The sequence below is a fragment of the Acidobacteriota bacterium genome (assembly GCA_020853395.1).
In the GTDB taxonomy this organism is placed as follows: domain Bacteria; phylum Acidobacteriota; class Vicinamibacteria; order Vicinamibacterales; family SCN-69-37; genus JADYYY01.
On record JADYYY010000007.1, the window covers coordinates 241,851 to 254,085 of the forward strand.

Genomic DNA, 12,235 nt, shown 5'->3' on the forward strand with positions numbered 1-12,235 from the left:
GGTGAGCCGTGAGCCTGCGCGCGTCGCGCCGAGGCGCGGTCGGGAACACAGGGCTCAGCCGGGGCGCCGGCCCAGCGACCCGGGCCGAGCGCCGTCGTCAGATATACGCCACGCAATCGATCTCGACGAGGCCGCCGTCGGGCATCACGACGCCGCCGATCGTCGTGCGGGTCGGGAACACCGGTCCGAAGCGCTGCCGATAGACGGCGTTCATGGCGTCGAAGTGCCGGATGTCCGCGAGGTACACGTTGACCTTGAGGACCTTGTCGAGCGCCGAGCCGGCGGCCTTCAGCGACTCCTCGACGTTGTCGATCGTCTTCGTCACCTGCGCGGTGATGTCGCCCTGGAAACCGGCGCCGACGCCCTTGCCGGAGATGAAGAGCAGGTTGCCGTAGGCGACCTCCGGGCTGTACGGCGGCGGAGGGTTGCCGGGAGACTGACGGAAGAAGCGACGCTCCTGTCGGGCGCCGCCGGCGGGGGTTTGCGCTGCAGCCGCGGCGGGCGCGCCGACGGCCAGCGCGGGGAGTCCGGCGGTGAGGAACGTTCGGCGAGTCTTCTTTGGCATCGACGGGCCTCGAAAATGGATGCTATCCGGCAGAGCGGGCACTGCCGGACGCGCGGCGTTTCGCGGTCCAGGTCGCCTTGAGGTACTCGCCCATGTCGAGCGCGCCCGACATCGCGTCACCTGCGAGCGTGCCCGTGAACCGGTAGCTGAGCGAATCCCCGTGCCGCTCGGTCACGGTGCTGCCGAACGCCACGGCGTCGCCGCTCACCGTCCCGGTGAGGTCGCGGCTCTGGAAGTCGCCCTGATGGACTCCGGTCAGGCGGCCGTTGTTCTGGAACACGGAGATGGTGTGCGTCGAGGCGCTCGCGACGTACTTGATCTGGACGTCCCAGACGCCGGTCAGATCGCCGGCAGGAGGCAGCACCGGCGCTGGCGGCTTCAGCGTGTGGGCCGCCGACAGCACGGCCGCGAGCCGATCGGCGACGATCTTCTCGTCGCCGGGCGCCATCGTCGACGGCACGAGCGCGATGCCGGTGTCGCCGGCGAGCGGTGGGCCGCCGCCACGCCCGCCGTTGCCGCCGCTCGCGCTGAGCAGGATGCGCGGATCGGTGCTGTCGAGCAGTTGCACCACGTCGGCCCCGGTGAGGCCCAGCTTCTGCGCTTCCCAGCGCACGGTGAGCTGCGGGCTGCGGTTGCTCCGGCCGCCGGGCTCGGTGCGAAGGTTCGTCGTGACGCCGGCGATGGTCGACACGCGATCGGCGATGAACCGGCACCGGGCGATCCAGTCGCGCCACTGCGCCTCGTGATCGCGCGCCGCCCAGCTCTCGACGGCCACGAGCATCCCGATCATCTCCTCGCGGCCGACCTTCATCGCGCGCGCATAGCCGTGGTGCGGCGCGCTGTGCACCCAGGCCGCCTGCACGAGGTCCTTGCGGCCGAGCAGCAAGCCGGCGCTCTGCGGCCCGCGGATGAACTTGCCGCCGCTGTACGCGACGAGCGTGGCGCCGCGCTGGAGGTGGAGGTTCGGGATCGTCAGCACTTCGGCTGCCGCGTCGACGAGCACCGGCACGTCGTGGCGCTTCGCGACGGCCGCGATGGCCTCGGTGCCCATGGGCCCGCTCTCGTTCTCCGGCTTCGCGAAGATGTAGATCATCGCGGTCCGCGGGCCGATCGCCCGTTCGAGCTCGTCCGGCGTGTCGACCTCGACGATCCGCACGCCCACCGCGCGAATGGCCGCGTCGTAGACGTTGCGCGAGCTGCCCGGGATGATCACCTCGTCCTTCGCGAATCCCTCGAGGTTCGGGATGCGAACGTGCCGGTCCGGATTGCCGCCCGCGACGCACGCGGCCGTCGCGTGCGACATCGCCGCCGCGCAGCCGGCGCTCACCATGCCCCACTCGGCGCCGGTGAGCTCAGCCAGCCGCTGCCCCACGGCGTGCATCACCTCGTCGAGCTGCGCGTGCTGGAGGTTGGCCCGCGTCTTCGCCGCCTGCACTTCGGGCAGCTCGATGTTGCCGCCCAGCACGGTGAGCGTGCCGCGGCAGTTGACGAACGGCCGCACGCCGATGGCTTCGTAGACGTTCGGCGCCGCCGCGATGGTGCTCCCGCCGATCTTCTGCGCGGCCTGGTCCATCGCCCCCGGCATCGTTGCGGCCGCCGCGGGATTGCGACCGGCGAACCACCCCATGCCGCCGGCCAGGCCCGCCCATCCGAAGAGCTGCCGCCGGTTCAACTGTCGCAGGGACTTCGGCACCCAAGAGTCCGGGGTGGACATGCACGCCTCCTCTGGCGGGAGCGACAAGAAAAACACCTCGGCCTGGGTTTGTCAATCGTCAGCATCGCGCGTCGGCATGGCCGATCTCCCGATGCCCCGCAGCGCGATGCCCCGATGTCCCGATACCCGATGTCCCGATGCCAGTGTGTTACCATCCGCTCCTCTTCCGGGAATGGCTGAATGAGACGTGTCGCCGTGTGCCTGCTCGGTCTTGCGCTGGGGCCGGCGACGAGCGCCCAGCAGCCAGCCTACGATCTACTGCTCAAAGGCGGCCACGTCGTGGACGGCCGCAGCTCGCTCAGCGCGATCCGCGACGTCGCCATCAAAGGTCGAACGATCGCGGCGATCGCCGAGAACATCCCGGCCGCGCGGGCGGCGCGCACCGTGGACGCGCGCGGCCTGTACGTCGCGCCCGGCCTGATCGACATCCACGTCCACGTGTTCACCGGCGAGAAGACCGCGACCTACGCGGGCGGCGACCTGAGCGTCTGGCCGGACAACTACGGCCTGCGCACGTGCACCACGACCATGGTCGACGCGGGCAGCTCGGGGTGGCGCAGCTTCGAGGACTTCAAACGCCGCGTGATCGATCGGTCGAAGACGCGCGTCCTCGCGTTCCTCAACATCGTCGGCGTCGGCATGCGCGAGGGGCAGCTCGAGCAGAACGTCGAGGACATGGACGCGCAGGCGACGGCCGACATGGCCCAGAAGTACAAAGACCTCGTTGTCGGCATCAAGAGCGCGCACTACAACGGCCCAGGGTGGACGCCGTACGAGCGGGCCGAAGCGGCCGGCCGCATGGCGAACGTGCCCGTCATGGTGGACTTCGGCGGCAACGTCCGGAACGGCCGGAGCATCATGGAGCTCTTCACGAAGTACTTCCGGCCGGGAGACATCTACACGCACATGTACGGCGGCGTCCGCGGCGAGCAGGACGCCGCGACGCGGGGGCCCAGCGCCGCGTTCATCGAAGGACGCAAGCGCGGCATCGTCCTCGACGTGGGCCACGGCGGGGGAAGCTTCCGGTGGAGCGCGGCGGTGCCGATGGTCGAGGCGGGGCTGCTGCCCGATTCGATCTCGACCGACCTGCACACGTCGAGCTCGCAGTCGGGCATGAAGGACCTGCTCGACGTCATGAGCAAGTTCCTGGCGCTCGGTCTGTCGGTCGAGGACGTGCTCGTCCGCGCGACCTGGAATCCCGCGCGGGAGATCAAGCGCGACACGCTCGGGCATCTCTCGGTCGGCGCACCGGCCGACGTCGCCGTGCTCCGCGTCGAGGACGGGCAGTTCGGCTTCTACGATCAGGTCAACGCGCGCGTGGCCGGCACGCGCCGGTTCGCGTGTGAGATCACGCTGCGCGACGGGACGGCCGTCTGGGACGCGAACGCGCGGGCGAAGGACGCCTTCGATCCTCAGGCGCCGCTGCCGGCGCCCGGTGCCGGGCTGTCGTTTCCGGCCGCGTCACCGGCCGGTTCGCCCGCCACTCCGCCGCCGGCGCGCTGATGCCCACGCCCTCCGTCTCGCTCGCGCCCGTCGTCTCATCACCGTCCGTTCGTTCGCTCGTTCGTTCGTGTCGTCATCCATCCCTATCGTGTCGTTCCAGGAGTCATCGATGTCCGATCGCACTTCGTCTTCTCGACAGCGAAGCCACGTGACGTTCGCCGTCGCCGCCGTCGCGCTCACCGCGATGGCCGCCGGCGGCGCGCTCACGGCCGCCCGATCCACCAACTGGTGGTGGGACAATCTCGGCGGCCCCGACAGCTCGCACTTTTCCGCGCTCGATCAGATCAACAAGTCCAACGTGAACCAGTTGCAGGTCGCCTGGTTCTATCCGCACGGCACCACCGGCTTCAACCCGATCGTCGCCGACGACATGATGTTCGTCAGCGGCCGGAACAGCTCGCTCATCGCGCTCGACCCGACCACCGGCAAGGAGATCTGGATTCACGAGAACATCCCCGGCCTGTCGGTGCGCGGCGTGAACTACTGGCAGAGCGAGGACGGGAAAGACAAGCGGCTGATTTTCACGACCACGCCCGGCCCGTTCCTCCAGGAGATCGACGCCCGCACCGGCAAGTCGATCACGAGCTTCGGCACCAACGGGTACGTGGACCTGCGGGAGGGTCTGCGCAATGCCGGCATCGGCTTCCGCGTGCCCAATCCCGGCAAGGTCTACAAGAACACGATCATCCTCGGCTCGGCGACGGGCGAGGCCTGGATCTCGCCGCCGGGCGATCTCCGCGCGTTCGACGTGGTCACGGGCAAACGGCTCTGGCAGTTCCACACCGTCCCGGAGCCGGGCGAGTTCGGCTACGAGACGTGGCCGAAGGATGCCTACAAGTACGTCGGCGGCGCGAACACCTGGGGCGAGATCGCGATCGACGAGGAGCGCGGCATCGGGTACTTCCCGACCGGCTCGCCGACCTACGACTTCTACGGCGCCGACCGCGCCGGTCAGAACCTCTTCGGCAACTGCCTCATCGCGCTCGATCTCAAGACCGGCAAGCGCCTGTGGCACTTCCAGACGATCCACCACGACCTCTGGGATCTCGACAACGTGTCGGCGCCTCAGCTCGTCACCGTGCGACAGAACGGCCGCCGCATCGACGCCGTGGCGCACGCCGGCAAGACGGGCTTCCTGTACGTCTTCAATCGCGTCACGGGCGAGCCGCTCTGGCCCATCGAGGAGCGCGCCGTGCCGAAGAGCGACGTGCCCGGCGAGCAGTCGTGGCCGACCCAGCCGTTCCCGACGAAGCCCGAGCCGTTCGCGCGGCAGAGCTTCACGGCCGACGACATCAACAAGTGGCTCCTCACGCCCGAGCAGCAGGCCGAGCTGCGCGAGCGGGTCTTGAAGGCGCGCAACGGCACCGGCCCGCAGGGCGGCATCTTCATCCCGCCCGCGGTCGGCGAGGACTCCATCTCGATGCCAGGCAATCAGGGCGGCTCCAACTGGGGCACGACCGCCGCCGATCCCGACAAGGGCCTCGTCTTCGTGCTCGGCATCGACGAGGTCGCGATCCTGAAGCTCGTCAACGTGAAGGACGCGGGCGCGGCCGGGCGCGGCGGGTTCGGCAACCAGGCCGGCGCGCAGGCCTATGCGCAGTACTGCGCGGCCTGCCACGGCCAGAACCTCCAGAACCCGCTCCCCGGCGTGCCGAACCTCACCGGCGTGACGACGCGCGTCGCCGACGATGTGATCCGGACGATGGTCACGTCGGGCGGCGGCCAGATGAGGCCGGTGCCGGGCATCACGGATCTCGAGCTCGCGGCGGTCATTCAGTTCCTCTCGGCCGGCGCGGGCCGCGGCGGCGGCTTCGGACGCGGCGGCGCGAACGTCGTGTTCCCGCCCGGACCGGTCGTCGCCTCAGGCGGCGTGCCGACACCCGCGCTCGCGCCCGACACCCGGCCGGAATTCGGCGGCCGCGGGCCGACGGGCGGCAACGCCGCGTATCCTGCCGGCGTCGAGGCGCCGGCAATGCGCTTCGCGACCGGCTACAACGTCATGGGAACATCGACCAGCCCGCCGTACTCGCGACTCACGGCGTACGACCTCAATACCGGCACGATCAAGTGGCAGGTGCCGGTCGGCGATGACCCGCAGACCGTCGCGCGCGGCGGCCCGGCCAACACCGGCGCGGTCGGCCTGCGCACCGGCATCATGCCCACCAAGGCCGGCCTCGTGTTTCTCGCCGACGGCGACGGCAAGGTACGCGCCTACGACGAGGAGACCGGCAAGGTGCTGTGGACCGGGACGACACCCGCCGGATCGCGCGGCGTGCCGGCCGTCTATCAAGCCAAGGGCAAGCAGTACCTCGTCGTCGTCGCCCAGCCCGGCGGCGGCCGAAACGGGGGCGGACGCGGCGGCGAGGCCCCGACCCTCGCGCCGGATGCGCCGCGCGGCTACATCGCCTTCGCGCTGCCGTCGAAGTGAGATCGCCATCATGCTGAGATCGTTCACCGTCTTCATCGTCGTCGTCCTCGCGCTCGCAGTCACGGTACACCGGCCGCTGGCCCAGACCGATCCGCTCATCGCCGGGTTCAAGAAGACGTACCCGGCGTCCGTGTCGGACGCGGTCGAGATCGTGACCGGCCGCAACGGCGCGATGGGGCACGACATGAAGCTGGTGAACGGCACGTCGATCGTGGGGCGGGCCGTGACGGCGCTCGTCAGGCCCGCCCCGCCCGAGCAGGCCACGCCGGCGCTCGCGACGAAGCACTCGGTCGAGATGATCGACAACGCGCGCGTCGGCGACGTCGGCGTGATCGTGATGGAGGGCACGCTCGACATCGCGGCGATGGGCAACCTGATGGCCACCGGCGCCAAGGCGCGCGGCATGGCGGGCGTCGTCCTCGACGGCGCCATCCGCGACGTCTGGGACATCCGGCGCATGGGCCTGACGGTCTTCGCGCGCTCGGTGTCGCCGCGCACGGCGGTGGGCCACTACGCCACGGTCGCCCGCGATGTGCCGGTCGAATGCGGCGGCATCACCGTTCGGCCCGGCGACATCATCGTCGGCGACGAGGACGGCGTGGTCGTCGTACCCCAGGAACGCGCGGCCGAGGTGCTCAAGGCCGCCCAAGATATCGACGCCCGCGAATCCGGCATGTTCCCGTTCATCCGCAGGTTCAAGTCGCTGCAGAAGGCGATCGAGACGTTCAACAGAATCTGAACGCTCACCGACCGACCCGCAGTCGACCCAAACCTCCGCACCAGCCGCAGCGCCTCGAGGAGCGCATTCCACGTGACGGGGCGGACGGTCGTCATCGGCACGAGCGGCGGTGGATCGATCATGCGCGGGAGTGCGATGATGTGCCCACTGCACGCCATGAGCCGTCCACGCGGATCGCCGTTCGCGCTCGCCGTCGTCGTCGTGCTGTATCTCGCGGTGCAGGCGACGGCGCAGTCGCCGCGCTACACGGCGCGCCAGATCGGTGACATCGTCGAACTGCGCGACGCGCGGGCCGACGTGAAGGTGTCGGTGCTGACGCCGGTCAGCAACGCCTACGAGATCGTCGTCAAAGGCCAGGACATCCTGCGCAAGCCGTTCGCGTCGCTCGACCAGTTGCGCGCGAGCCCCGGGCTGAACGGCGTGCCGCTGCTCTGGCCGTTCGCGAACCGGCTCGATGAGCAGGCGTTCTACGCGAACGGCACGAAGTACTCGTTCGATCCAGGGATCGGCAACACCGGGCGCGGCGCGATCCCGATCCATGGATACCTGACGAGCGCGCGCGACTGGAAGGTCGTCGAGGCCAACGCCGGCGCCAGCGGCGCGTGGGTCACGAGCCGGCTCGAGTTCTTCCGCAATCCCCGATACATGAAGCAGTTCCCGTTCGCCCACGTCCTGACGATGACGTATCGGCTGTCGGACGGCCGGCTGGAAGTGCGCACGAGAATCGAGAACCTGAGCCAGGAGCCGCTGCCGGTGACGATCGGGTTCCATCCGTACTGCCAGCTCACCGACTCGGCGCGCGACGCGTGGACGCTCTCGCTCGCGGCGCGCACGCACTGGCGGCTCGACGACCGAAAGATCCCGACGGGCGAAAACGAGCCGATCGAGCGCCTGCTGCCGGCGCCCGCCCGCGTGCCGCTCGCCGGCGTGGCGCTCGACGACGTCTTCAGCGATCTCGTGCGCGACGCGGACGGACGCGCCACCATGACGCTCTCCGGCGTGCGGCAGGCGATCGACGTCGCGCTCGGTCCGAAGTTCCGGACCGTCGTCGTCTACACGCCGCCACTCGGCGGCCGGGGTGCGACAGGCTCGCCCGCCGAAGCGCGCGGCAGCATCGCGATCGAACCGATGGCCGGCATCACGGATGCGATGAACCTGGCCCATCGCGGGCTTTACAGGGATCTGCAGAGCATCCCGCCGGGCGGCGTCTGGGACGAGAGCTTCTGGATCACACCGCGCGGCTTCTAGCGGAGCCGGTCGTTTCCTGTAGAATGCGAGCTTCCAGAACTCGAGGGAGGACCCATGAGAGTGACCGCATCCCTGTTCGCGGCTGGCCTCGTCGTCGCGCTCGGCCTCGTCGCCACCCCGCTCGCCCAGAGCGCGCCGCCTGCGGGCTTCGTCTCCATTTTCAACGGCAAGGACCTGACCGGCTGGAAGATCCCCGAGGGCGACGGCGGTCACTGGAAGGTCGTCGGCGGAGTGATCGACTACGACGCCAGCAGCGAAGCCAAGGACAAGAACCTCTGGACGGTCAAGTCGTACAAGAACTTCGAGCTGATGGTCGACTGGCGGATCAAGGAAGTCGTCTACATCAACAAGAACATGAAGATCGTCATGCCGGACGGCACGAACAAGAAGAACGCCGACGGCAAGGAGATCAACATGGCGGTCCCGGACTCCGATTCCGGCATCGTCCCGCGCGGATTCGGCAAGGCGCAGTTCAACATCTGGAACTGGCCGGTGGGATCGGGCGAGATGTACGGGTACCGCACGGACGCGAAGTCGACGCCGGAGATGCGCCGCAACGCAACGCCGCGGATGAACGCGGACAAGAACATCGGCGAGTGGAACACGTTCCACATCACGGTGGTCGGCAACACGGTCATGTGCCAGCTCAACGGACAGACCGTGATCCCGAAGTGGACGCTGCCGGATCTGCCGGCCGAGGGCCCGATCGGCCTCCAGCACCACGGCGGCCCGAAGGGACCGGACGGCATCTACAGCGGCATTCCCGCCCTGCTCCAGTACCGCAACATCTACGTGAAGGAAATGCCGTAGACGGGTACGACTGGTACGACAGGAACGGCGGGTACGGCGGGTACGAGGAACGAACTGGCGCGGGTCAACTTCGTTCGGGTACGACAGATACGACGGGTACGACAGGTCCAAGGAACGAACTGACGCAGGTCAGCTTTGCTCTGACAGCCGGATCGCGGGTGGGTTCCGGCCGAGGTGTGCGGGATCGAGTGTTCGGTGTAACGCCGGCAGACCGCGCCGCCGTGGAGCGCCGCGATGTAGATTCCGCTATGGACGGTCCGGAGTGGGGTCGTGAGCGTCGGCCGTCGCGGGCGGCGACGACGGCGTTCGATTCCTTGGCGCGGGGTCGCGCGGCGTGACGCGCGTGGCGGCTCGGGCGGAGGGTGCGGATACGGGGTGCGACGGCGTCCAGTTGACGTCAGGCAGCACCATCAGGATGCCGACGAGGCCGGCACACGTCCATCGTCCTGGTTTCATTGGCTGAGGAGCCTTTCCCGCGAGGCTGCCCCCAGTCTGGCGGCCGCGCGGCCTTGCTGTGCGGCGCGGAGCTCGGCTGTCCATCGCCGGACTTCGTGCGCGCGTTTCGATCCCGATTGGAATGCCTGCGGCGGCGCTGCGTCAAGCACTTTCGCGGGTTGTCCGCGTAGGTGGCCCGACGCGTGCGATTCGCGACTCTGTGGCCGCGGGTTGTCTTATGCTGCCCTCTGACGGAGGCCTCCCATGATCGAACGGCGTCGCGTCATCACCCGGCGTGAGTTCGTCGGCGGAACGCTTTCGGCGGTGGGTCTGGCCGCCGCCCCGGCAATCCTGCGCGGCCGGGGGCTGAACGACAAGCTCGACATCGCGATCATCGGCGCCGGCGGCCGGGGCGCCGCGAACCTCAAGGGCGTCGCGTCCGAGAACATCGTCGCGCTCTGCGACGTGAACCGGACGGCCCTCGATCAGGCCGCCGCCGCGTTCCCTGCCGCGAAACGCTACGCCGATCTCCGCAAGGTGTTCGACGACGCGCGCGGGTTCGACGCCGCGGTGGTCAGCACCTGTGAGCACACGCACGCGTTCGCGACGATGCTGGCGCTCGAGCACGGCAAGCACGTCTACTGCGAGAAGCCGCTCGCCTACAACATCTGGGAGACGCGCCGCGTGCGCGAGAAGGCGGCCACGGCCAAGGTCGCGACGCAGATGGGCATCCAGATCCACGCCGGCGACAACTACCGGCGCGTGGTGGAGCTGGTGCGGAGCGGCGCCATCGGCCCCGTGCGCGAGGTGCACGTCTGGGTCGGCCGATCGTGGGGTCTACAGAGCCGCGAGGCGGCCGAGCGCAACAAGGACGTCGTGTTCGTCGCCGAACGGCCCGGCCCTGAGCCTGCACCGGCCGATCTCGACTGGGATCTGTGGCTTGGCCCCGCACCGGCGCGACCCTTCAACTCGGTGTACGTGCCTGGTCCGAAGTGGTACCGCTGGTGGGATTTCGGCAGCGGGACCATGAGCGATCTGGGGAGCCACTGGAACGACTTGCCCTTCTGGGCGCTGGAACTCGACGCGCCGCTCACCGTCGAGGCGTCGACGGCGATGCGGCACCCGGACCTGGCGCCCGCGACGATGAGCGCCACCTACGAGTACGGCGCGCGAGGCGATCTGCCGCCGGTCACGCTCACGTTCTACCAGGGCGAGATGAAGCCGCAAGTCTGGGCCGAGGGCCGGATCCCGCAATGGCCGAGCGGCTGCCTCTTCGTCGGCAGCAAGGGCATGGTGCTCTCCGACCACTCGAAGCACGTGCTGCTGCCGGAGCACGCGTTCGCCGGCTTCGTGCGACCGCCGCAGACGATCGAGAAATCGCCGGGACATTACGCCGAGTGGATCGATGCCTGCAAGACCGGCAAGCCGACCTCGGCGGATTTCCAGTACTCTGGCTGGCTGACCGAAGCCAACCATCTCGGCAACGTCGCGCTCAGGGTCGGCAGGAAGATCGAGTGGGACAAGGGGCGCATGCGCGCGACGAACGCGCCGGAGGCCGAGCGGTTCATTCGGCGCGAGTACCGCAGCGGCTGGCGCGACATCCTCGGCTGAACGTCGCCGACCGTCACTTGCCGTCGCGTATCAGCGACAGCCGGGCAGCCTGCTCGGCGAGCGTGAGGTCGATCGGCGCTTCGATCGTCATCCAGCCGTTGTAGCCGACCTGGTCGAGCGCCGTCCTGACGATCGGCCATCGCACGCTGCCCTCACGCAGGTTCACGAACCTGCCCTGGCCGTCGGGATCAGCCGGGTCGAGCCAATAGTCCTTGACGTGTACCTTCGCGAGCAACGGCCCGAGCGTGAGGATCCACTCTTCAGGCCGGCTGTACTTCACGTGGTTGCCGATGTCGTAGTACGCGCGCACCCACGGGCTCTGGAACGAGGCGACGAAGTGTTGGAAGTACGCCGGGCTCGGCCAGAGGTTGTTCCACACGTTCTCGAGCGCGATCACGACGCGCAGCCGCTCGGCGAGCGGGATGAGGCGCGCGACGAGCGGCACCGACGCATCGACCGCGTGGTTCTGCGCGCGGATGTACTCCGAGTACGGCGCGTTGTCGCCGGCGACGACGCGGCGGACGTGTCCCGTCCGCTCGTCGAACTCGATCTGGAACTCCCACGGCCTGGGCATGAGCAGGCCGCCCTTCTGTCCGCTGCCGCCCGGCGTGTGAGCGTCCACACGGCACGGCACGAGCAGCACGGCGTCGGCGCCGAGCGCCGCGGCCGACCGCAGCGCATCTTCGGTCACGGCGTAGCTCTGATCGACCTGGCTCCGATCCTGGCTGTTGAACGCCGCCGATCCGCGAAGCACGGAGTGGATGCGGAGCCCGATCGACTCGGCCGCCTTACGGACCTCTTCGGCCTCGGCAGGCGGCACGATGCGGCTCTCGATGCCGTCGAAGCCGGCAGCCTTGGCATCGGCGAGCGACTGGGGCGTCGGGCGTTCCTGGATCATCGCGATCCGGAGAACCGTCGTGAACGGCGCGGCGGCGCGGGGGGCGTCGACGGTCGCCCGCGCGCTCACCGCCTGTGCCGCGCCGGCGCCGATGACCGCGCCCACCGATGATGTGAGGAACTGACGACGGGTCGCGCGTGGTGTCATGACTCCCCAACGTGGCCGGCGCATCGTCGATCGCCGCGACGCAGGCCGCCGTCCGGCGGCCATTCCCCGCGGAGTGTATCAGCCGAACTTGCCCGCCGGACGTGTCATGACGGCACCGTGCCGTAGCGCCGCCCGAG

Annotated in this window: 9 protein-coding genes; 6 read left to right on the forward strand and 3 right to left on the reverse strand. The window is 69.3% G+C overall.

Annotated features, from left to right (window positions below):
- Positions 1-97: 97 nt before the first annotated feature.
- Together IT184_06845 and IT184_06850 are read right to left on the reverse strand one after the other, a co-directional pair.
- Complete coding sequence (locus IT184_06845) at positions 98-565, reverse strand: RidA family protein (protein ID MCC7008517.1); 468 nt, start codon at positions 563-565, stop codon at positions 98-100.
- 22 nt (positions 566-587) lie between these two features.
- Positions 588-2,279, reverse strand: a complete 1,692-nt coding sequence (locus IT184_06850) for an aminotransferase class V-fold PLP-dependent enzyme (GenBank protein ID MCC7008518.1) — start codon at positions 2,277-2,279, stop codon at positions 588-590.
- Positions 2,280-2,459: 180 nt separating this feature from the next.
- Between IT184_06850 and IT184_06855 the strand changes: the two genes are divergently transcribed.
- The 6 genes from IT184_06855 (at position 2,460) to IT184_06880 (ending at position 11,053) form a co-directional block, all read left to right on the forward strand.
- On the forward strand, positions 2,460-3,782 hold the full coding sequence (locus tag IT184_06855) for an amidohydrolase/deacetylase family metallohydrolase (protein MCC7008519.1): 1,323 nt from the start codon (positions 2,460-2,462) through the stop codon (positions 3,780-3,782).
- 109 nt (positions 3,783-3,891) lie between these two features.
- Positions 3,892-6,210, forward strand: a complete 2,319-nt coding sequence (locus IT184_06860; protein MCC7008520.1) for a PQQ-binding-like beta-propeller repeat protein — start codon at positions 3,892-3,894, stop codon at positions 6,208-6,210.
- 10 nt (positions 6,211-6,220) lie between these two features.
- Positions 6,221-6,949: an RraA family protein gene (locus tag IT184_06865; GenBank protein ID MCC7008521.1), complete on the forward strand. Its 729-nt coding sequence runs from the start codon at positions 6,221-6,223 to the stop codon at positions 6,947-6,949.
- Positions 6,950-7,021: 72 nt separating this feature from the next.
- On the forward strand, positions 7,022-8,197 hold the full coding sequence (locus tag IT184_06870; GenBank protein MCC7008522.1) for an aldose 1-epimerase: 1,176 nt from the start codon (positions 7,022-7,024) through the stop codon (positions 8,195-8,197).
- A gap of 54 nt (positions 8,198-8,251) precedes the next feature.
- Positions 8,252-9,007 carry a DUF1080 domain-containing protein gene (locus IT184_06875; GenBank protein ID MCC7008523.1) on the forward strand — a complete coding sequence of 252 codons (756 nt, stop codon included), beginning with the start codon at positions 8,252-8,254 and terminating at the stop codon, positions 9,005-9,007.
- 699 nt (positions 9,008-9,706) lie between these two features.
- Positions 9,707-11,053 (forward strand): Gfo/Idh/MocA family oxidoreductase, encoded by a 1,347-nt coding sequence (locus IT184_06880; protein ID MCC7008524.1) that lies wholly within the window; start codon positions 9,707-9,709, stop codon positions 11,051-11,053.
- A 13-nt stretch (positions 11,054-11,066) separates the two neighbouring features.
- Here IT184_06880 and IT184_06885 read toward each other — a convergent pair whose 3' ends face one another.
- On the reverse strand, positions 11,067-12,098 hold the full coding sequence (locus IT184_06885; protein MCC7008525.1) for a sugar phosphate isomerase/epimerase: 1,032 nt from the start codon (positions 12,096-12,098) through the stop codon (positions 11,067-11,069).
- Between the last annotated feature and the right edge of the window lie 137 nt (positions 12,099-12,235).

Excerpts from the sequence above, each read along its gene's own strand:
- IT184_06845 (MCC7008517.1), bottom strand. The coding sequence starts at position 565 with ATGCCAAAGAAGACTCGCCGAACGTTCCTCACCGCCGGACTCCCCGCG.
- IT184_06850 (MCC7008518.1), bottom strand. The coding sequence starts at position 2,279 with ATGTCCACCCCGGACTCTTGGGTGCCGAAGTCCCTGCGACAGTTGAAC.
- IT184_06855 (MCC7008519.1), top strand. The coding sequence starts at position 2,460 with ATGAGACGTGTCGCCGTGTGCCTGCTCGGTCTTGCGCTGGGGCCGGCG.
- IT184_06860 (MCC7008520.1), top strand. The coding sequence starts at position 3,892 with ATGTCCGATCGCACTTCGTCTTCTCGACAGCGAAGCCACGTGACGTTC.
- IT184_06865 (MCC7008521.1), top strand. The coding sequence starts at position 6,221 with ATGCTGAGATCGTTCACCGTCTTCATCGTCGTCGTCCTCGCGCTCGCA.
- IT184_06875 (MCC7008523.1), top strand. The coding sequence starts at position 8,252 with ATGAGAGTGACCGCATCCCTGTTCGCGGCTGGCCTCGTCGTCGCGCTC.
- IT184_06880 (MCC7008524.1), top strand. The coding sequence starts at position 9,707 with ATGATCGAACGGCGTCGCGTCATCACCCGGCGTGAGTTCGTCGGCGGA.
- IT184_06885 (MCC7008525.1), bottom strand. The coding sequence starts at position 12,098 with ATGACACCACGCGCGACCCGTCGTCAGTTCCTCACATCATCGGTGGGC.